Consider the following 20,408-nt stretch of genomic DNA (forward strand, 5'->3'; position numbering starts at 1 on the left):
CCCGGTTGGCTGTCGAAGTCGGACGGGTGCGCTCTGGCGAGTTACCCAAGCGGCCAAAGGGATCTGACTGTAAATCAGACTGCTCAGCATTCGGGGGTTCGAATCCCTCACTCGCCACCATGGGGTATTCCCGGATCTCGAGGATTTTGTTCTCGTATCTCAGAATGCCAGGTCAAACGAGGAAAGCCCCCGGGAATACCGGGGGCTTTCCTCGTTTCGGTGCCAGTTCTGCTTCTTGCGTGAGCTGTCGGCAGGCCGCCCAGAGGTCCCTGGGCTGGCTGGGTCGCACTGTGCGCGACCGTCGGGCAGTGGCAGCTCACCCGATCAGACAACAAGCACGACGAGAGCGTCGCAAGGCGAGCTCAGTCTCGACGTAGCAGGTGTATGAAGCGGAGGGTGTCGAGGTGGAAATCAATCCGGCGGCTTTGCCCTACCTGCGTGTCCTCACTCCCACGAGAGCGCTCCTGTTCGGCTTCGTCGTCTGCGCGGTTCGGAGCCCGGCACTGACCGGCGCCCTCGAGGTCGCGTTCCGTGGCGAGAGCAAGGAGACACGAGACATCGTGAGGGGGATCGACGCGGAGCTGGACCGTCTCACGGGAGGCCTGTTTCGGTTCCCGGCTTGAAGACCGCGCCCCCGGTGCGTCGAAGCTGACGCTTGCAGGCAGCACAGCGCTCGCCTTGGACGAACGACTCACCGGACGAGGCAACCGTGTTGCCGCCGCGGATCCGATTCTGGCTTTTCTCACAGAACATCGTGTCGAGATGGGTTTTAGCGTCCCAGGTCTTCTCTGGACCGTTGTCCGGGGTGACACCCTCCGAAAATGTTTGTAAGGATTCTGCGGCAGCTGCAAGGGCGCCTCCTAGCCACCGGCTGCGAACACGCCTCGGCAGATACTGAATTCACGGGCGCACCCACGCCCTGACCCGTGTGTGTACGAGGTCCACGCCCGCCTGCCTCGGAGGCATCATGAAACGAATCCTCAGCGTCGCTGTCGCAGTGCTCGTCGCCGCGACTTTGAGCCCTGCCGTCGCGCACGCGTCCGACGACGTCCATCCCGATGTCGATTATGCGCTGGAGGCTGTGCCGGGCGGTATCGCCCTCAGTGACACCACGGTCGTGTGGCCCGAACTGGGGATGACACTCACCACCGAGTCGACCTCAGCCCGCGCAGTGGGAAACTGCGCCACGGGCACGTACTGCGCGTACAGCGGGAGCGGGATGAGTGGATCGAAACTGACGTTCACCATCTGCACGAACGTGAACACCTCGGCGCTTCGGTCGGTCGGGTCTATCGCGAATGGGCGCAGTTCTGGTTTGGTTCGCGCGCGCAACTCCGCCGCGACCGTCCTCGGGACCGCTGGTCCGAACAGTTCAACCGATGTGGGAACCGGCACGACGAACCTCCTCTGCACTCTTTAGTCGGGTTAGCCTGAAAGGTACGTGCGATGAGTGAGGCGGCTGCAGTGATGCGATGGGGGTTCGGGGACGGACTCCGTGTCGTCTTCGCTGTCGCTGAAGAGTTCCCATTCGTCCCGACACATATTGCTGCAGGTGCACCGGCCCCGAACAAGGCCGTGGTCTTCCGGTCGCTGTTCAACGAGTACTGGCCGAAGGTGCACCGGCATCTCGAGTGCTACCTCGACAACTCCGACGAGGTCAACGAGATCGCAGCTGAGGTGTTCGTCATCGCATGGCGGAAGTTGGACGCGGTGAAGCCGATGGGCTTGCGATGGTTCATCCGCACCGCCGACAACAAGCTACGTGACGTCGACCGAAAGGCTCACTCTCGCGCGCGGGCGATGGAAGCTCTCACCCGCGGACTGCGCAGCGCAGCTGACACCATCCATCCGCTGGACGCGTTGGCGCTGCAACAGGCGATGAAGTCGCTCAGCGCCCGAGAGCGACAGGTCGTTGTCCTCACCTACTGGGATGAGCTCAGCGCCGGAGAGATCGCCGATGTCCTTCGTTCCAGTCAGGCGGCTGTGTGGACGACCCTCACTCGCGCACGAGCGAAACTGCGGGCACAGCTTGAACCGAGGGAGCGGAGATCGTGATCATTCCTGACGACGAGATCGACCGCCTGCTCCGTGCTGTCAACCCCGCCACGGCGTCCGCTGACGAGCTCAGTGTTCAGGCCATCGCTGTGCGCGAGAGCATCATCCGAGGCACGTACGCCCCCGCGCGACAACGGCGAGGATGGGCGTGGGGGCGCTTTGCCGTCGCAGTGGCGGCCATCGTGGCCATTGTGATCGTCGCGACCAACGTTCTCGCACCGGCCCAGCGGGCCACAGCGCTCACACCTCCGCCGTTGCAGTATGACAACGCTCAGCCGCTTGCGACAGTCGTGCAGGAGGCGAAGGAGCGCCTCGGGTCGACGGTGAGCGTGGTCCAGGAACGTCGAGTCTCCTCGCTCGTGTGGGGGTGGAGTATCGACCTGGCGAAAGAACGCGTCGAGTCTGTGCCCCAGAGGGTCACATTCGAGTGGGCGCCCGAGACCGGGTCCCGCAGCAGCATCATCGCCGGGGAATCTCACTGGCCAGCCGGTGTGCGACCCGAAGGCATCGAGGAGAGCCCGTATCAACCGGGTGACACCATCACACAGCTGGTGACGGCACCACAGGATCTGAAGATCCCCGCCGATGTGATGAACCTGAATGACGGGTCTCGCGAGTCGATGGACAAGGCACTCACCAGCCTCGGCGCGACGGAGTCCTCATCATCGGGCGAGGTCCTCGTCGTCATCGGCCGGCTGTTGAGCTATTGGACCTTGACGAATGAGCAGCACAACATCCTCATCGACCGGCTGGTCGAGGCCGGTGGTGTCACCGTCCTGGGCGAGTCAACGGACCGACTGGGGCGCGATGTCATCGGATTGCGCGTCGCGGACCCGGCAACGACCTACCAAGACACGGTTCTCATCTCCCGCGACACCGGCCGGATCGTCGGCATGGAGAACGAGCTGACGGCTGCTCAGGATTTCATCCCCGCTGGCGTCATTGGATACACACTCTGGGACGCCAATTAGGCGCCTCTCGGTGACCGGTCCGGTTTCCTACCGAGCAACTACGGGACTTCGGGCATGGTGCTGCCGATGACTCTCAATCCGAACTTCGCGTTCTGGGAGCCCGAGATCGGCGACATGACGACCGCCAGTCACGCGGAGGTGTACTTCACCATCTCGTCGGTGCTGCATCGCGCACGTCACACAAAAGACGCCAAGTTCTCACTGTTCGAACAGCCCGGGTTCGGCCATGTCCTGTCGCCGGCGAACTTCGACCGATTCAACGACCCTGTCATCCAAGCTGCGATCCTCCACGGTGCCCGGGGAACAGAATTGCATTTCGACAACCTGGAGCAGCAGAGCCAACACATGGCCTCAGTCATCGAGCGCTCGCCCAGCTACACGGAGCTGGCGACCAACCTCCTGGAAGCGGCGGCACCAGACAATGGATCTCGCACCCGTTACTCCCAGCTGTCGGGTGTTGCCCACGGTGAGCTGAGTGCGCTGCAGATGTTCCTCACCACCGAAGGCTTCGTTCTGCCACGAAACCTGCTGGTGGAGGCCGCCGCGATGGTGAGCGCGGCCTGCATTCTGGTCGGTGACAAGCTCCGCGATGTCGCGACATCGTTCGGGTCGCAAGAAGCGGCGAGGTGGACGGCCGCCCGAGACCGTGCCATCGCTGCGGCCCTCGCGCTGCAGCCCTGGGGAGAGCCAGAACCTGAGGACGACGGCACCGCGGCCGAATCCTGAGTTTCGCCCGCTGGCACCTCAAGCAGGAGTAGGGCAGTCGGGGGTATCCGTGGGAATCGCGAAAGGAACGCGTGGGAAACGCGTAGGAATCGCGGGCCCCGATCCCTGTAAAGGGTAGGACTCGGGGACACGGGAAAAGCCCACCCTCTGTTCGTTGTTCTCGATCACGAGATCCACGAGCCGGAGAAACGCCCCCGTCCTCGGGGGCGTTTCCTTTTCACGGCGTGCTCACATCGCAGGAACCAGGACGCGATCGATCGTGTGGATCACTCCGTTGTTCGCGGTGATGTTCACGCGCCACAGCACCAGGGCCGGGTCCCGCAGGGTGGGGCTCTCGTCACGCAAGAAGACGCCGCGCGGCCGGACGACCCCGCCGTTGGCCATGGTGAGCGACTTCGACGTGATGACCTTGATCGGGCCCAGCTTCTTGCCCGCGACGACGTGGTACAGCAGGATGTCGGCGATCTGGTCGGTGGTGAAGGCGGTCGTGAGCGTGGTCAGTGCCGCCACCTCGGATGCGGGTGCGGTGCCCGTCAGGTCGGACACCAGCCGCAGGAAGGCTCGATCGTTCGGAGCGAAGACGGTGAACGTTCCCGCCGGATCTGCGAGCGTGCTGTCGAGGCCGGTGGCGAGCACCGCCTGGACGAGCAGGTCGTAGTCGTTGGCGTTTCGGTCTGGAGCGCCTCCTCCTGAGGCGGTGGCGAGAACATCGACGATGTTCCCCGAGGGGCGTGCTGTCTCTGCGGCCTGTGCGGGCGCGGCGGTCAGGACGAGGGCGAGTGCGGCCACCCCTGCGAGGGAGGCGCGGATCTTTCCAGTCATCGTTCAACTCCATTGTCGATCGGAGTCACGGCGAGGGTCGTGACACAGGGTTATTCCGCTGGTCACCACCGTTCGGATGCACCGGCCGCGAAGTTTCTCTGAGCTGCCTCGGAGAGCGGAAGAGAGTTTCTGGACTGTATTCAAAAACATATGGACAGAGTGATCGGGGGCGCGCATAATCGCTTCAACACCACCGGGCACCAGCGAAGGAGCACCCCATGAGTGATGAGAAGGAAACGTCCGAACTGTTCTCCGAGGCCTCGGGGCCGAGTGGAGCATCGATCACGGACTGGACGGATCTCGGCCGAGAGATGTGGGCCTATCTGACCGGTCGCGGAGCGGCGGTCAACTACACGTTCGAGGACATGACCGTGGAAGTCCCTCGGGATATCGGGCCGGATGCGCCTCGCGCGACGTGGAAGTTCAACGGCACGCTGCGCGTGACGACCAGCGACAGCGAGTCCGGCGAGAGCCGGCCGGCCTGACGGCCTGCCACCATGATCCGTCTCGATATCGACCTGAAGGTCGAGCACGTCGCTTCGGACGGCGCATCTCCGACTCGCTTCACGGTGCGTGCCGCGGGTCGGGAGGTCGTCATCTCGTTCGAGTCCACTGCGGGCCTCACCGGCATGGGTCGCCGCGAGCTCACGCAGCTGGCACCTCTCGCCGATGCCTTGTCGCGACGAGGCCTCAGCGTGCGTGTGGAAGGGCCGAAGGGGACTCTGCTCCAGCTCGGCGACGTCAGGTCAGGGCCTGTCGGCCGTGCGATCGCCGGGTCGTCGCACATCAGGCTCGGACATCTGTCGGCGCTGCTCTCGGAGGTGAAGCAGCGGGACGATGGCAGCCGGTTCCGCCTCCCCGCCCCGCCGACCACTCTCTTCCCCCTCGTTCCCACGTTGGCACGTCGGGTGCCGCGGCGGGTGACGACCACCCACTACCTTCCCGGATCCGGTCGACCACGGCTGATCTTCGCGGTCGGGAACGGCGACTGGAACAGCACCAGGCCGCGTGAGTTCGATCTCCTTCCCGGACGGACGACGATCGGCTCGGGCAAGGACGCCGACCTGCGGCTCGAGGGAGTGGAGGCGCTGCACGCCGAAGTCCGCCACAACGAGGACGACGAGTACGTCCTGTATTCGTACGCCCCCACCGGCGGCGGGCGGCCCAATCTGCCGCACAGCTCGGAGGATGCCCGGATTCTGCGCACCGGATCGCGGATCGAGATCGGATCCTGGCGGCTGGCGTTCTATCGTGAGGAGTTCGCCGATCACGGACGCCCCTTCGGAGGGCGTCAGGGTGGCGAGTACGCCTTCCAGAGGCAGCAGCCGATTCGACCGTACGGATCGGGGGAACTCGGCTGAACAGACGCACACGAGAGGTACCGGACATGAGTGACCAGACACGGATCGCGCAGCTCGAGAAGGAGCACGTGGAACTCGTCCTGCGCCGCTTCGACCGCAGGGACGCATGGGAGCTGGGTCGCTCGATCGCAGAACGGGCATTGGCCGAGGGCCACCCGGTCGCCGTGGACGTGCGCACCCCGTCAGGGGTCCTCTTCCACGCATCTCTGCCGGGCGCGACGGCCGACAACGACGCATGGGCGGCGAAGAAGGCGGCGACCGCTCTCAGGTTCGAGACCAGCACGGCTCTGCTCGAAGCGCGCATCGAGCAGGGCGGCCGGGACATGTACGAGCCGGGATGGCTCGATCCGGTCGTCTACGCGGTCGCGGGTGGGTCGGTGCCGATCCGCGTCGACGGTGTGGGTGTCGTCGCGGTCGCGACGGTGTCGGGACTTCCGTCATCGGACGACCACGACCTGGTCGTCGAGGGGATCGCAGGGCTGGGTCTGCTCACGGAGTAGCGGCGCGGATCTCGATCTCCGCGTATCGCGTATGGATAGTGGCAGTCGCCGGTCGCACCTGATCGCTCGCAATCGAGATCGGGTACGAGCATCAGCATCGGCGTCCCCGTGAGATCGGGCGGCACCTCGACCGACACCGAGGTCGCTCCGACCTCGAGACGTGAACCGGTGCGCAGATCGCCCTCGGGGGAGCGGATGATCACCTCGCCCGCCCAGAGCTCGTCGAGGCACTCGGGGGGATGCACTGACACGGAGACCGTCTGCCCGGCGGTGGCTGACAGCGGATCGACCGTCAACATCACAGCCACGCCATCGCAGCTGAGAGGGCTCGCACGAGGGGCGTCGCTGACCGAACCGGCGCCAAGGGTCGTCTCAGCAGTCGACGCATCGTTCGCAGGCTGAGTTCCGCCGGAGGAGGGCGAGCAGCCGGTCAGCCCGACGCTGAGCGTCGTCGCCGCGACAAGGATCCGCACAGCGCGCCGCATCGAGTTCTTCATGACTCAGAGTGTCGCGGGCCGAGGCATCGTCTCAGTAGTCCGGGTGCAACCGCAGCCGTGACGCGATCTGAGCGGCCTGCTCAGCCGGCGTCAGAGCGATGTCGATCTCGATGGCCCGCTCGTCCGCCTCCAGGGGTTCGAGCGTCGCGAACTGCGAGTCGAGCAATGTGGCGGGCATGAAGTGCCCCTGGCGGCGCAGCATCCGCTCGAGGATCAGCTCGCGCTCGCCGGCGAAGTGCACGAACGTGACGGCATCCCGGCGAAGCACGTCGCGGTAGCTGCGTCGCAGAGCGGAGCAGGTCACGATGCCGGGCTCGCCGGCGTCGATGCGCTCATCGATCCACTCGGCGATGCGGTCGAGCCAGGGCCAGCGGTCCTCGTCGTTCAGAGCGTGGCCGGCAGCCATCTTGGCGACGTTCGCCTCGGGATGCAGGTCGTCGCCCTCTTCGAACGCCCAGCCGAGACGGCCGGCGAGCATCGCTGCCACGGTCGACTTTCCGGTGCTGGCGACGCCCATGAAGACGAGGACGGGTGCGTTGACGGACATCATGGCGCGCTCAGACGAACATGCTCAGGACGAGGACGCCGGCGAGACCGGTGACGGAGATGAGGCATTCGAGTACTGTCCATGACTTCAGAGTCTGCGGGATGCTGAGGCCGAAGTACTCCTTGATGAGCCAGAAACCCGCATCATTGACGTGCGACAGGAACACCGAGCCCGAGCCGATCGCGAGCACCAGCAGCGCGACCATGGGGGAGTCGAGGGTCTCGGTGAGCGGCTGCAGGATGCCGGCGGCGGTGATCGTCGCGACGGTCGCGGATCCCGTGGCGATGCGGATGACCACGGCGACCAGCCACGCGAGGATCAGCACGGAGACGGACGACCCGGAGACGAACTGGGCGATCACGTTGCCGATGCCGGTGTCGACCAGCACCTGCTTGAATCCGCCACCCGCGCCGACGATCAGCAGGATGCCGGCGATGGGGCCGAGCGACGAGCCGACGATGTCGTTGATCTTTGTGCGGTCGAATCCGGCGCCGCGGCCGAGGATGAAGAATCCGGCGAGCACGGCGATGAGCAGGGCGATGACCGGCGTGCCGAGGAAGTCGAGCGCGACCTTCCACGGGGCGTCGGAGCCTGCGGCCGAGATGTCGGCGACAGCCTTGGCGAGCATGAGGAACACGGGGAGCAGGATGCTGAAGAGCGTCGCGCCGAACGACGGGCGGCGACGCTGCTCGATGCCCTCGTCCTCGTCCGTCACGAACAGCTCGGGGACCGGGACGTCGACCCAGCGCTCTGCGAAGCGGGCGAACAGCGGCCCAGAGATGATCACGGCGGGGATCGCGACGATCACACCGAAGGCGAGGGTGAGGCCGAGGTTGGCTCCGAGCGCGTCGATCGCGGCGAGCGGGCCCGGGTGCGGCGGCACGAGGCCGTGCATGGCCGAGAGGCCGGCGAGCGTCGGGATCGCGATGCGCATGAGTGGCGCCCCGGAGCGCCGTGCGACGAGGATGATGACCGGCACGAGGAGCACGAGGCCGACCTCGAAGAACATCGGGAGACCGATGACCGCACCGATGAGTCCCATGACCCACGGCAGCGACCGTGCGCTGGCACGGCTGACGAGCGTATCGACGATGCGGTCGGCACCACCCGAGTCGGCGAGGAGCTTTCCGTAGATGGCACCGAGGGCGATCAGGATTCCTACGCCGCCCATCGTGGTGCCGAATCCGGTCGAGAAGCTGGTGACCGATGCCGCGATGTCCATGCCGGCGATCGCGCCGGTGGCGAGCGCGCCGATGGTGAGCGACAGGAAGGGATGCAGCTTCACCCACGTGATGAGGACGATGATGATCGCGATCCCGAGCACTGCGGCGGTGATCAGCTGACCGGCGGGGCGGTCGGGGGCTGCCGTGTCGGCGACTGCCGTCATGAGCGCGTCGGCGGCGGGGGTGAAGAGTGCCATGAGCTTCCTTGATCCGGGCGTGGTTTACGACCTTATGCCGTACATAATAAGCACGCATACCACGTCATGCGCAACATAACCGAAACAATCGCCTGAGACGTCCCACGTCAACGACCCTGTGGCGGGCATACTCGACATATGACCGTCGCCGGCCCTGCAAGCCCTGTCCACGACTCGCTCGTCGCCGAGCTCGGTCGCGCGATCGTCGACGGCGAGCACCCCCCGGGGTCGCGGATGCTGACGGTGGAGCTCGCTCAGGAGCGGGGAGTGTCCCGCTCCGCCGCCCGTGAGGCGGTGCGGGTCCTCGAGTCCTTCGGTCTTGTCTGGGTGCGGCGGAAATCGGGTGTCGAGGTGCGGCCGCGCGCCGATTGGAACGTCTACGCGCCCGAGGTGATCGCGTGGCGACTCGCGGGCCCCGGTCGCGATGAGCAGCTTCGGGAGCTCAGCCAGCTCCGTTCCGTGATTGAACCGCTCGCTGCACGACTCGCTGCGGTGAACGCGACGTCGGAACAGAAGGTCGAGCTCGTCTCACTCGTCGTCGCGATGCGCGAGGAGGACCACGAGGCCGACCGAGAGCGCTACCTCAGCGCGGACATCAGGCTTCACCGTCTTCTGCTGGATTCGTCCGGCAATCGGATGCTCGCCGCTCTGGGCGGCATGGTCGAGGCGGTGCTCAGGGGGCGCACAGCGCATGACCTCATGCCGCACGTGGCCAATCAGAGCGCTGTGCAGTGGCATCGGGATGTCGCGTTCGCGGTTGCGGGAGGAGATGCCGATGCCGCCGCGTCAGCGATGCGGAGCATCGTCATGGAGGCCGACGAGGCGATGCAGCGCGCTGCCGAATAGCCGAAGAGCGGCATGCTCAGCCGATATCTCGGTATACGTCGGCTTTCGCAGTATTCCGGAATCGTTCGCAGACCTACGATCGGATCGCGGAGAGTTTCGCGTTCTCGGGGGAGGCCGGCGATGGAGCAGGGGACAGGCGGACGTGCGCGCGGCGCGCGTCTTCCCCTGCACATGCTCGATCGTCCGCGGCTGACGGAGATCTTCGATCGAGGGCATGCCCTGACGGTCATCAGCGGCCCCGCCGGAGGTGGGAAGTCGGTTCTGCTGAGCCAGTGGGCGACGATGCAGGAAGAACGAGCGGCTGCTGCGGTGCGACTCGGGTTCGACGAGAGCGTCACGAACGAGCACCTCATGCTTCGCGAGATCCTGACCAAGGTCATCGTCCAGGACTTGATCGCTGATCGGAGCACCGCTCGCTCGGCGCTGCGTGGGTTCGACAGCGTCCGGGATCCGGGCGGCGAACTCGGGCGCCTGCTCGGCGACCTGAATCGACCGTGCGTCCTACTGATCGACAATGCGGAGCGGGCCGATGAGCGGTCGCTTCTCGGGCGGGCTCTCGATCTTCTCGACGCCGCACCGCTCCTGCGGATCGTCGTGGCGACGCGCCGCTCGACGGTGACGCGGACGCTGCAGATGCTCGCGTCCGCGGACGTGTGCGTCGTCGGACCCCCGCATCTCTTCTTCACGTGTGACGAGGCTCGGGCGGTGGTGGAACGCGTATCCGGTCAGGCGCTCCCCCCGCATCCGCTCGGTGAGGAGAGCGCACTGCCCCTCGCAGCCCGAGCGTTGGGGCTTGCTCTCGCGACCCATCGGGAACCGGTCGAGATCGCCGCCGTCGAGGTGCAAGGGCTCGCTGATGCTCTGATGGCCAGCCTGATCGGTCCGGATGCTCCGGCCGACTTCCAGGAGTTCCTGCTTCGGACTTCGGTGCCGGGGAGAGTGACGCGCGAGATCGTCCGGCGTCTCGGATGGCCGGATGGCGGGGACGAGCACCTCGATCGGGCCGAGCTCTACGGACTGGGCATGTGGGAACCGGCGGATGACGGTCTCGGGTTCGTCTACACCCCGCTGCTGCGCGAAGCGCTCGCGCGCCGACTCGATCAGCGGCCACTCGACGCCGTGGCACCGATCCGCCGAACAGTCGCGCTGTGGGCTTCCGAGCACGGCCGCCATCTCGAGGCGCTGACCAACGCGATGAGAGCGAGGGACTACGTCCTCGCGGTGCGCCTCGGGCGCAAGTCGTGGTTCATCCTCTCCCGGTCGAGTCCGCGCGAAGTCGAGACGCTGCTGCGTCGCGAGAATCCTCTCGTGCTCGCGCGTCATCCGCTGCTCGGCATGCTGCTGGCTTTGGTCCTGCTGCGTCTCGGTCAGCGGCTGCGTGCGTTCGCCTATTTTCAGGGCGCCGCGCTGTCACTCGGCCGCCGGGGCGTCGACGATGACCCCGTCGAGCGGTTCTGGATGCTCAGCGCGAAGGCGCTGGCCGAGCGGTTCGCCGGGCAGTTCCGGCGATCCGGGATGTCCGCCGATCTGGTTGTTCAGGTCTTCCACACGATGGATACCGAGCAGCGTGCGGAGTGCACCGGATTCGCGGCGCTGCTGCTCAGCAACTGCGGGCTCAGCTTCTTTCAGCTGGGTCGGATCTCGGATGCCATCGAGGTCCTGGAGCTCGGCATGACGATTCAGGTCGCGCATACCGTCATGATCCTCGAAGACGGTGTCGGTCTGCGGATGCCCGATGACGACGGCGGCTGGTATCACTGCGCTGCGACTCTCGCCGGCGTATACGCCCTGCGGGGACGGCTGTCCGATGCGCGGCGGGTCCTCGACGAGATCGACGGCGTCGATCCGCCGCCCGCCTGGCGATCGGAGCAGTTCGGGATACTGGAGCAGATCGCCCACGCCGTCATCGCCATCGCGGCGCTCGATCTCGACGAGGCCAGACGCCGTACGGATTCGATCGCACACCACCTGGGAACGACGGAGCTCTGGCCCTACCTCGTCTGCGTTCAGAGCGAGATCGAGGTGCGCGAGGGGCGCGCGGCCGAGGCATCGCTGGCCATCGCCCATTCGCTCGGGCGGGGCGTGAACTCGGCGGTCTCCGACTACGGATCGTCCCGGCTGACTGTCGCGCAGGCGATGGCGTCGCTGGCGCTCGGCGACCAGACGGCGGCCCGACGGACTGCGGCCGGGCTCCCCGGCGATGATCCGGCTCGGCTCGCCGTCGAGGCGTTCGTCGCGCTCCTCACCGGTGACGACGCGCGTTCCTACGCCGCGGCCGAGGTCGCCCAGGCCGAACGCGACCCGGACCTCGACCGGCTCTGCCTCGCAGCCATCACGTCCTCAGCCGCGGCAGCACGGTTGGGCAGGCGTGAGGCGTCTGCCCGCGCGATGTCTCGCGCCGTCGCCGTGATGCGGGAGCAGCGCTCTCAGGCTCCGCTCGCGCTCTTCGCCACTGACGTGCTGAGCGAGGTGCGCGAACTGTGCGCGCCGACCGAGCAGGAATTCCTCGACTCCTATCTCGCGCGCGCCTCGGACGGATGCCCGTTCCCGGCGCTGCCGCCCCCGGTCAGGCTCACGTCGAGAGAACTCGCGGTGATGCGAGAGCTGCTTAGGACGTCGTCCACCGACGCGCTCGCCGCGGCACTCTTCGTCTCACCGAACACGGTGAAGGTCCAGCGTCGCAGCGCGTATCGCAAGCTCGGTGCGTCGAACAGGGAGCAGGCTCTTCTGCGCGCCGCAGAGCTGGGGCTGCTCGAGGAATGAGCGACTGACCGGTCGATCGAGGCGCACCCCGAGTTCGGGTGACGCGCGGTGCGCCTCAGAGTCGGGAGCGTGGGAGGGGTGAACCTGGGGGTTCGTGCTCTCGTCGACCTGTGTTCACGATAGGTGCGGGCGCGTCGGGGTCGTGAGGGAGCGCATCCAACACGCGGTATTTCGCCCTGGAACTCACCCTGGCCGCGCCTCGCCGCGATCTCGGACGCCTGGCCGCGACCCCATGCGCACCGGTGTTCATAGACTGGAGCGATGCGAGCGCTCACCGAAGCAGACGTCCGTGCCTCGTTCGTCAATGCGGATGCCGACGAGCTGCGGGTCATGGAGATGCCCCACGACTTCGTCCTGATCGACTGGGACTACCTGGACTTCTTCGCGTGGCGGGACCCGAGTGCGGGTCGGCGCGGCTACGTGCTCACTCAGCACGACGGTGAGGTCTCGGGGTTCGTGCTGCGAGTCTCGGACCCCGGCCGGGGTCGTTCGGGCATGTGCAACATCTGCCACACCATGCAGCCGGGAAACCAGGTGGCGCTCTTCTCAGCACGGCTCGCCGGTGAGGCCGGTGAGCGGGGCGACTCCGTCGGCACCTACATGTGCGCCGATCTCTCCTGTCACGAGAACGTGAGACTCGCCCACCCGCTCGCCCCGAACGAGATCCTCGCCCCCGGACAGGTGGACGTCCGTCTCGATGGCACGAGGCGGCGAATGGAGGCCTTCGTGGGCCGCGTGAGGCAGCAGGCCTGATCACGGTTAGCCTGGTCGCATACGTCTGCGCTCGAAGGAGAAGCCATGAACGATGCCATCCTGTTCACCGTCGATGAGGGGCTGGCCCGGCTCACACTGAACCGTCCCTCACGGCTCAATGCCTTCAACTCCGATCTGGCGCACGCGTGGCGCGAAGCGACGGCCGAGGCGACGTCGCGCACGGATGTGAAGGCGATCCTGATCGATGCGGCGGGCCCCGCGTTCTGCGCCGGCGGTGATGTCATCGAGATGGCGACGACGATGGGATCGGGTGACGAGATCACGGCCCTGGCCGAAGTCATCAATTCCGGGATCCGGTCGCTGACCGAGTCTGCGGTGCCGGTCGTCGCCGCAGCCCACGGGACGACCGCCGGCGGCGGGCTCGGCATCCTCCTCAGCAGCGACTACGCCGTGGTCGGCTCACGCTCTCGGCTGGGCAGCCTCTATGCGAACATCGGGCTGACACCCGACCTGTCGGTCTCGGCTCAGCTCGCTCGAGCGGTCGGACAGCGCCGCGCGCTGCAACTGGTGCTGCAGGACCGCCTCCTGACGGCCGCGGAAGCCGTGGAATGGGGCCTCGTCGCAGAGGCCGTCGACGGGGCCGACTCTGCGGACGAAGCCGACCGGGTGAGAGCGCGTGCGGAAGAGATCGCCCGCTTCTGGCTCGCCGGTGCGGCTGAAGCGTACGGTCACGCGAAGCGCCTCGTCCGCTCTCAGCCCGAGCGGACGTTCGCCGAGCAGCTGAGCGAGGAGGCGCGCTCGATCGGCGCCTCCCTGGCGACCCCGGACGCTCAGGCCCGGATCGCCGCGTTCGCCGCGGCATCCGCACGCAAGGGCTGATTCCCGCGGGAGCCGGTTCGCCCCGATGTATCCACGGATCATGTCGACGCTCCTGCCTCCGCGCCGGCGCATGCAAGGATGAACGCAACGCCGCTCAACGAGAGGAACGCGATGTCGCAGCCGGAGATCACCCAGCAGCCCCCCGCGCTGGTCGAGAAGAAGAACATGTCCCTTCTCATCAGAGGGGCGATCTGGATCGCCATCGGCGCACTCATCGCCGCGGCGCTCGTCTGCGTCGTCTGGGTTCTGATCGGTGATCAGGACGGGCTGATCGGGCGGGCATTCCTCACGATCCTCCTGCTCGCCGCGTTCGCAGGGATCGCGATCCTCGAGGCGGGACTCGCCCCCAACCGTCCCGACTGGCTCGCGCTGTCGAGCATGGTCAGCTGGATCGTGGCTCTGCTGGTCGGAGCGGTCAAGATCTGGCTACCCGAGGACGACGCGTTCTTCACCGGTGCAGAGCGCTTCTTTCAGCTGCTGCTCGTGGTGGGAATCCTCCAGCTCGCCCTGCTGCATGTGAGGCTGTTCACTCCGGCCGCGCAGCGTCACGTGACGACGTTCACCCGCATCATCTACATCGCGACGATCGTGTTCCTCGGCGGCCTCGTGGCCATGCTGATCTTCTTCCTCACCTTCCCGCACACCTTCGACTACGGCGAGCTGTACTGGCGAATCGTCGTCGCACTCACGATCCTGGCCGCGGTCGGAACCACGCTGATCCCGCTGCTCAACGCCCTGTTCGCTCCTCGCAAGCCGGCCGGCGCTCGTGCCGCCGCCGCGGCGCAGAGTGTCGCAGCCGCTCCGGCATGGCCGACCTACGCAGACGGTGTGACGCCGCTGCCGGTGCTGCCCGACGGCTCGCCGGACTGGAATGCCTACTACACCGGCCACCCGTCGCCGCAGCCGCAGCAGGCGCTCCCTGTCGCTCCCGCGCCGCAGGGATTTCCCGTCGCGCCGTTCCCGACCGCGCCTGAGCCGTACTCGCAGGGCCCGGCGACGCCTCCGGCTCCGCCCGCGCCCGCGGCTCACGACGCCTATCCGCCGGCTCCCACTGCTCACGACGCCTACCCGCCGGCTCCGCCGCTGCCTCCCCAGTGAGCATCGAACTCGAACTGGCTGACCTCGCCCGCCGGATCGCACGCGAGGCAGGCGACCTGGCGCGGCACCGTCGCGACGAGGGCGTGCACCTCGCCGCCACGAAGTCGACGCTGGCGGACATCGTCACCGAGGCCGATCGCGAAGTCGAAGCGCTCGTCCGCGACCGGCTGAGGGTCGCTCGACCCGGCGACGGCTTCCTGGGCGAAGAGTCGGAGGCTGAACCCGGCGTGACCGGCATCACCTGGGTCGTCGATCCGATCGACGGCACGGTGAACTACGCCTACGGAATCCCCTCCTATGCCGTGAGCATCGCGGCAGTGAGGGGCAGCGCAGTCGCGGGGGAGTGGGAGGCGCTCGCCGCTGCCGTCTACGCGCCCGCAACCGCCGAGATGTTCACCGCCGCTCGAGGTCATGGCGCCTTCCTGGGCGACGTGCGGCTGTCGGTCACGACCGAGACGCCGGCGGGAGCGCTGCTCGCCACCGGATTCGGCTACGACCCCGCGACGCATGACGGCGACCTCGCGACCGTGCGCAGGATCATGCCGATCGCGAGAGACCTCCGCCGCGCAGGCTCTGCCGCCCTCGACCTCGCTTTCGTGGCCTCCGGGCGGCTGGACGGCTACTTCGAGCGCGGCCTGAAGCCGTGGGATCACGCGGCAGGCGCGCTGCTGGTCACCGAGGCGGGGGGCGATGTCTCGCTGATCGACCGTGCCTCCGCGAGACCCATGCTCATCGCGGGTGGCACTGAGGTCCATCAGCGCGTCCTCGATATTCTTCGAGATGAAACGTGAACGATTCATGGCATTCACAGGTGGATCAGGCTAGGGTTTATCCGATCGTTACTTTCATCGGCCCGAATCGGTGAAGGTCGTAAGCGCCCCCGAGCTTGACGTTTGAACCCGAGAGAATCTGATTTGCCCTTCGAGAATCCCCAGGCTGCCTCTGCGCCCACGCGCCGCTCCAGCCGTCCCCGCACTGCGGCCTTCGAGGCCTCCGCGGCAGGAGTGACGGAAGCCGTCTCCGAAGCCGCGCCCGTCTCCGAAGCCACGGCCGTCCCCTCCGAGGCTCCCCTGTCTCGCCGTGCCGCCCGCCAGCGACTGAACACCGCAGAGGTCTTCATCGCCGCGACCGCGGTCGCGGCGGCGTCAGCAGCATCCGACTCCGCCGACGTCGTCGTGAGCGAGACCGATGAGGCTCCCGCGGACGTCGCCGAGCCGATCGTCATCGAGCCGATCGTCGCCGAGCCGATTGCGATGCCCGCAGCAGCCGAGCACGATCAGCCCGACTCGGAGCGCGCGGACGACGCAAGCCACCGTTCGAGCGACGAGGATGCCTTCGAGACGGCTGCCCGTGCATTCCGTCGCGTGGCACCCGAGGCCGCGGCCGAGCCCGCCGAGGACCCGACTGAGGCCGCCGAGGCTGACGAGACTCCGGTCGAGCATGTCGTGCGCCGTCGCCCGTCTGCACGCAAGTTCCTCGCCGTCGGCGCGACCGTCGGCGTGATGAGCCTCGCCGGTCTCCTCGCCGTCGGCATGACCCTTCCTGCCGAAGCCGTCGCCGCAGTGCAGGGAACGCCGTCGCTCGCGGCGACGTCCCTCGTCGCTGCATCGGGTACGGCGTCGAAGGCTGCATCCGACGACGAGATCCAGGCGTTCGTCACGTCTTCCGACGTGCAGAACGAGCCGCTCGCGCGCTCCGACAGCTTCTCGAGCGTGTCTCTCATCCAGGTGGCATCGGAAGAGGGCATCAACTACTCGAACGAGGTCTTCACCAACGACGCCGAGGCTGCCATCCAGTGGCCGTTCAAGGTCGGCGTGGGTATGAGCTCGGGATACGGCATGCGCTGGGGTCGTCTGCACGAGGGAATCGACTTCGTCCCCGGTGAGGGAGCGCCCATCCAGGCGATCGCCGACGGCGTGGTGCGCATCGCCACCGAGCAGGGCGGCGCCTACGGCGTCACCGTGTACATCGACCACGTGATCGACGGACAGATCGTCACGAGCCACTACTCGCACATGCAGTACGGCTCGCTGCAGGTCAAGCCCGGGCAGACCGTGAAGGTCGGCGACGTCGTCGGCCACACCGGAAACACCGGTCGTTCCTACGGAGCGCACCTGCACTTCGAGATCATCATCAACGGCGGCACGATCGATCCGCTGCCGTGGTTGCGCGAGAACGCGGGTCGTACCTCGTACTGACACCTCGATTTCATGAGGACGCCACAGTGATGGTATTCTCGTGTGGTTGCCCCGCGAGGGGCAGCACGCCCCGATAGCTCAGTGGCAGAGCACTTCCATGGTAAGGAAGGGGTCGTCAGTTCAATCCTGACTCGGGGCTCACAGCGTTCGTATCTGCGATGCGGATGCGGTGTGGCAGGGTAGCTCAGCTGGTCAGAGCGCACGACTCATAATCGTGAGGTCGCGGGTTCAAGCCCCGCTCCTGCTACAGATGAAAACCCCCGGGATTCCCGGGGGTTTTTGCGTACCCGGGCTCACGATCGACCGACACGCACTCCGGGCACGATGTTCGCACGGTGCCCACCCGACCGGGTGAGGTTCGGCGTGCGCGATGTCAAGGGGATGCCGTGGCGAGGCCTGCGGCGGTCACACTGGTCGTCCAGTACCCGGACGATAGGAGCGACTCATGTCAGACCCCCAGGCAGCACCGGACGAAGGCGCCGAGATCGACGCGACCGGCGTGGACGCCGACTTCGTGACGAACGACCCGGACCCCGAGGTCGACCCCGCCACCCCGGGTGAGAGCCAGAAGGCCGACGGCGACAATGCGGATCACCCGGACGAGCTCGAGGTCGGCGACCTCCCCTGACCACGCACGAAGACGGGCCCGCTCCTCATCTGAGGAGCGGGCCCGTCTTCGTGAAAAGGTCAGCGACCGGCGGGCGGGATGTCGCGCCGACCGGCTGCGATGCGGTCCTCGTCGCCGGGGGCGGCATCACTTCGACCGGAGCCGCCGCGCTGCTCCGCCTCGAGACGCTCCGCCTCCTCGCCGCTGATGGCCTCGCCCCGAGCGACGAGCCCCGCCTGATCCGACAGCGGGATCTGCTTGAGGAACAGCGAGAGCACCAGAGCGAGAGCGATGAAGGGCACCAGGTACCAGAAGACCGGTGCGAGGGCATCCGCGTAGGCCGTGACGATGCCGTCCCTGACCTCGTCCGGCAGCGAGTTCAGCGTGGCGGGGTCGATCGTCGACGCCGCCTGCGAGGCGGCATCCGGTGATGCTCCGGCGTCGGCGAAGACGCCGAGCAGGTTCTCGGTCAGGCGGGTCGTGAAGATCGTGCCGAAGACGGCGGTTCCGAGTGATGCACCCACTTCGCGGAAGTAGTTGTTCGTACTCGTCGCTGTGCCGATCTCGCCGGCGGGGACGGCGTTCTGCACGACCAGCACGACGACCTGCATGATCAGGCCCAGACCGGCGCCGAACACGAAGAGGAAGGCGCAGATCAGCCAGATCGGCGTCTCGGCCGAGAGGGTGGTCATCGAGATCATCGCGATGCCCGTCAGGATCGTTCCGACGATCGGGTAGATCTTGTACTTCCCCGTCTTCGAGATCGCGATGCCCGAGAAGATCGACGTTCCGATCAGTCCCACCATCATCGGGATCATCAGCAGACCGGATGCGGCGGCCGACGTGCCCGACGACATCTGCAGGAACGTCGGGACGAACCCGATCGCCGCGAACATCCCGATGCCGAGCACGAGACCGATCGCGGTCGCGTTGACGAAGATCGGATTGCGGAAAAGGCTCAGCGGGATGATCGGGTCCTGCACCTTGGCCTCGGTGATGACGAACGCGGTCGCGGCAACGATGAGCCCGGCTCCCCAGGCCCATGTGGCGAGCGAATCCCAGCCGAACTCCTTGTCGCCGCCGAAGTCGGTGAAGAAGATCAGACAGGTCGTCGCCATCGAGAGGAAGATGACGCCGAAGATGTCGATCGGCTTCTGGGCCTTCTTGCTGGGCAGCTTCAACGCGACGAGGGCGATGATGAAGGCGGCGATTCCGACCGGGATGTTGATGTAGAACGCCCACTGCCAGGTGAGGTGGTCGACGAAGAACCCGCCGAGCAGGGGGCCGGCGACGGCCGACAGACCGAAGACGGCGCCCAGGGGACCCATGTACTTGCCGCGCTCGTTCGCGGGGACGATGTCGGCGATGATCGCCTGCGACAGGATCATCAGACCGCCGCCGCCGAGGCCCTGCAGTGCGCGGAAGATCACGAACATCCAGAAGTCGGTGGCGAAGGCGCAGCCGACGGACGCGAGCGTGAACAGCGCGATCGCGACGAGGAAGAGGTTGCGTCGGCCCAGGACGTCACCGAACTTGCCGTAGATGGGCATGACGATGGTGGTCGCGAGCAGATAGGCCGTGGTGATCCAGACCTGGTGGTCGACGCCGCCGAGCTGTCCGACGATGGTCGGCATGGCGGTCGAAACGATCGTCTGGTCGAGGCTCGAGAGCAGCATGCCCGCTATCAGGGCGCTGAAGATGATCCAGATGCGGCGCTTCGTGAGCAGGAAGGGCGCATCCTTGGTGGCGGTGGCGGACATTCAGTGGGCTTTCTGTGATGGTGCGAACACGGAGCGAGCGATCTCGAGGCGTCGGCTGACGAGGTCGCTGAAGGAGTCGGTCGAGTGGTGGTGCAGCAGCTGGTCCATGCACAGGCGCACCAGGGCGCCGACAGTGTGGACCATGACCTCGGCGCGCAGCTCGGCATCGTCGCCTCCACCGCTTCGCTGAACGACGAGCTCGCCGTCGCGCCTCTCGTTCTTCGCCAGCTGCTCGAATGCGGCCTTGAGCAGTCGAGGCTCCTGCTCGATCACCGCGAACAGGGCCGGCGCGTCGTCGAGGGGATTGAAGAGCTCGAATCGCGCGATCGTCAACCCGATGAAGTCGTCGAGCAGCTCGCCGTCCTGCGCGACGAAGGCGGCCTCGAGCGCTTCCTGTCGCGAGTCGATCGCGGCGAACCCGAAGACGGCGTTCTCCTTGCTCTCGAAGTAGTTGAAGAACGTACGCCGCGAGACGCCGACCGCAGAGCAGAGCTCCTCGACGGTGAAGCCGGCGAAACCGTGCTCGGTCGTCAGTCGGCGAGCCTCGTCGGTGAGTGCGCGGGACGTCTCCCTCTTGCGCTGCTCTCGCAATGAATCTGCACTCTCGCTCATGAAGTGCAATCTTGCACTCTGAACCTAAGAGT

The 20,408-nt window shown here is 66.7% G+C and carries 21 protein-coding genes and 3 tRNA genes; 19 read left to right on the forward strand and 5 right to left on the reverse strand.

Features of this window, described 5'->3' with window-relative positions; translation table 11 throughout:
* Positions 1-35: 35 nt before the first annotated feature.
* The 6 genes from BMW26_RS03850 (at position 36) to BMW26_RS03875 (ending at position 3,752) form a co-directional block, all read left to right on the forward strand.
* Positions 36-120, forward strand: a tRNA-Tyr gene (locus BMW26_RS03850).
* Between the two features lie 284 nt (positions 121-404).
* Entirely contained in the window at positions 405-623 is a 219-nt protein-coding gene (locus BMW26_RS03855; protein ID WP_157557401.1) for a hypothetical protein, read from the forward strand.
* Between the two features lie 344 nt (positions 624-967).
* Positions 968-1,420 carry a hypothetical protein gene (locus tag BMW26_RS17575; RefSeq protein WP_072590823.1) on the forward strand — a complete coding sequence of 151 codons (453 nt, stop codon included), beginning with the start codon at positions 968-970 and terminating at the stop codon, positions 1,418-1,420.
* Between the two features lie 155 nt (positions 1,421-1,575).
* Complete coding sequence (locus BMW26_RS03865; RefSeq protein ID WP_053098910.1) at positions 1,576-2,055, forward strand: RNA polymerase sigma factor; 480 nt, start codon at positions 1,576-1,578, stop codon at positions 2,053-2,055.
* Positions 2,052-3,026 (forward strand): hypothetical protein, encoded by a 975-nt coding sequence (locus BMW26_RS03870; protein WP_072590825.1) that lies wholly within the window; start codon positions 2,052-2,054, stop codon positions 3,024-3,026. The genes BMW26_RS03865 and BMW26_RS03870 overlap by 4 nt, the downstream gene beginning before the upstream one ends.
* Before the next feature lie 66 nt (positions 3,027-3,092).
* On the forward strand, positions 3,093-3,752 hold the full coding sequence (locus BMW26_RS03875) for a hypothetical protein (RefSeq protein ID WP_157557402.1): 660 nt from the start codon (positions 3,093-3,095) through the stop codon (positions 3,750-3,752).
* A 228-nt stretch (positions 3,753-3,980) separates the two neighbouring features.
* Here BMW26_RS03875 and BMW26_RS03880 read toward each other — a convergent pair whose 3' ends face one another.
* The gene (locus BMW26_RS03880; RefSeq protein WP_072590827.1) at positions 3,981-4,574 is read right to left on the reverse strand and encodes a fasciclin domain-containing protein; all 594 of its coding nucleotides are present in this window, start codon (positions 4,572-4,574) and stop codon (positions 3,981-3,983) included.
* Between the two features lie 218 nt (positions 4,575-4,792).
* Between BMW26_RS03880 and BMW26_RS03885 the strand changes: the two genes are divergently transcribed.
* From BMW26_RS03885 to BMW26_RS03895, 3 genes are read left to right on the forward strand one after another with little or no spacing between them, the layout of a single operon-like run.
* On the forward strand, positions 4,793-5,059 hold the full coding sequence (locus tag BMW26_RS03885; protein WP_053098914.1) for a hypothetical protein: 267 nt from the start codon (positions 4,793-4,795) through the stop codon (positions 5,057-5,059).
* Between the two features lie 12 nt (positions 5,060-5,071).
* Positions 5,072-5,935 (forward strand): FHA domain-containing protein, encoded by an 864-nt coding sequence (locus BMW26_RS03890; protein ID WP_072590828.1) that lies wholly within the window; start codon positions 5,072-5,074, stop codon positions 5,933-5,935.
* Between the two features lie 26 nt (positions 5,936-5,961).
* On the forward strand, positions 5,962-6,435 hold the full coding sequence (locus BMW26_RS03895; protein WP_072590829.1) for a heme-binding protein: 474 nt from the start codon (positions 5,962-5,964) through the stop codon (positions 6,433-6,435).
* Positions 6,436-6,963: 528 nt separating this feature from the next.
* Here BMW26_RS03895 and BMW26_RS03905 read toward each other — a convergent pair.
* Together BMW26_RS03905 and BMW26_RS03910 are read right to left on the reverse strand one after the other, a co-directional pair.
* Positions 6,964-7,479 carry a gluconokinase gene (locus BMW26_RS03905; protein WP_372984381.1) on the reverse strand — a complete coding sequence of 172 codons (516 nt, stop codon included), beginning with the start codon at positions 7,477-7,479 and terminating at the stop codon, positions 6,964-6,966.
* A 10-nt stretch (positions 7,480-7,489) separates the two neighbouring features.
* Positions 7,490-8,899 carry a GntP family permease gene (locus tag BMW26_RS03910; protein ID WP_372984322.1) on the reverse strand — a complete coding sequence of 470 codons (1,410 nt, stop codon included), beginning with the start codon at positions 8,897-8,899 and terminating at the stop codon, positions 7,490-7,492.
* A 138-nt stretch (positions 8,900-9,037) separates the two neighbouring features.
* Between BMW26_RS03910 and BMW26_RS03915 the strand changes: the two genes are divergently transcribed.
* From BMW26_RS03915 to BMW26_RS03960, 10 genes are all read left to right on the forward strand, one after another.
* Positions 9,038-9,745 carry a FadR/GntR family transcriptional regulator gene (locus BMW26_RS03915; RefSeq protein ID WP_072590831.1) on the forward strand — a complete coding sequence of 236 codons (708 nt, stop codon included), beginning with the start codon at positions 9,038-9,040 and terminating at the stop codon, positions 9,743-9,745.
* Positions 9,746-9,865: 120 nt separating this feature from the next.
* The gene (locus BMW26_RS03920; RefSeq protein WP_072590832.1) at positions 9,866-12,508 is read left to right on the forward strand and encodes a LuxR C-terminal-related transcriptional regulator; all 2,643 of its coding nucleotides are present in this window, start codon (positions 9,866-9,868) and stop codon (positions 12,506-12,508) included.
* Positions 12,509-12,769: 261 nt separating this feature from the next.
* Positions 12,770-13,261 (forward strand): FBP domain-containing protein, encoded by a 492-nt coding sequence (locus BMW26_RS03925; RefSeq protein WP_053098921.1) that lies wholly within the window; start codon positions 12,770-12,772, stop codon positions 13,259-13,261.
* A gap of 45 nt (positions 13,262-13,306) precedes the next feature.
* Positions 13,307-14,101 (forward strand): enoyl-CoA hydratase/isomerase family protein, encoded by a 795-nt coding sequence (locus BMW26_RS03930; RefSeq protein ID WP_072590833.1) that lies wholly within the window; start codon positions 13,307-13,309, stop codon positions 14,099-14,101.
* A 78-nt stretch (positions 14,102-14,179) separates the two neighbouring features.
* Positions 14,180-15,199 (forward strand): hypothetical protein, encoded by a 1,020-nt coding sequence (locus BMW26_RS03935; RefSeq protein WP_157538099.1) that lies wholly within the window; start codon positions 14,180-14,182, stop codon positions 15,197-15,199.
* Positions 15,196-15,990, forward strand: a complete 795-nt coding sequence (locus BMW26_RS03940; protein ID WP_072590834.1) for an inositol monophosphatase family protein — start codon at positions 15,196-15,198, stop codon at positions 15,988-15,990. The genes BMW26_RS03935 and BMW26_RS03940 overlap by 4 nt, the downstream gene beginning before the upstream one ends.
* A gap of 123 nt (positions 15,991-16,113) precedes the next feature.
* On the forward strand, positions 16,114-17,397 hold the full coding sequence (locus BMW26_RS03945) for a peptidoglycan DD-metalloendopeptidase family protein (protein ID WP_072590835.1): 1,284 nt from the start codon (positions 16,114-16,116) through the stop codon (positions 17,395-17,397).
* A 67-nt stretch (positions 17,398-17,464) separates the two neighbouring features.
* Positions 17,465-17,536: transfer RNA gene (locus tag BMW26_RS03950), tRNA-Thr, on the forward strand.
* A 34-nt stretch (positions 17,537-17,570) separates the two neighbouring features.
* Positions 17,571-17,644, forward strand: a tRNA-Met gene (locus tag BMW26_RS03955).
* A 198-nt stretch (positions 17,645-17,842) separates the two neighbouring features.
* On the forward strand, positions 17,843-18,025 hold the full coding sequence (locus tag BMW26_RS03960) for a hypothetical protein (RefSeq protein ID WP_053098926.1): 183 nt from the start codon (positions 17,843-17,845) through the stop codon (positions 18,023-18,025).
* 59 nt (positions 18,026-18,084) lie between these two features.
* Here BMW26_RS03960 and BMW26_RS03965 read toward each other — a convergent pair whose 3' ends face one another.
* Positions 18,085-19,764, reverse strand: coding sequence for an MDR family MFS transporter (locus tag BMW26_RS03965; protein ID WP_056277215.1), 1,680 nt, complete (start codon positions 19,762-19,764; stop codon positions 18,085-18,087).
* A complete protein-coding gene (locus BMW26_RS03970; RefSeq protein ID WP_072590836.1) occupies positions 19,765-20,376 on the reverse strand; it encodes a TetR/AcrR family transcriptional regulator in 612 nt (203 codons plus the stop codon). It abuts the gene before it with no gap.
* Positions 20,377-20,408 lie beyond the last annotated feature (32 nt).

Origin of the sequence: Microbacterium sp. 1.5R, from assembly GCF_001889265.1 — a bacterium.
In the GTDB taxonomy this organism is placed as follows: domain Bacteria; phylum Actinomycetota; class Actinomycetes; order Actinomycetales; family Microbacteriaceae; genus Microbacterium.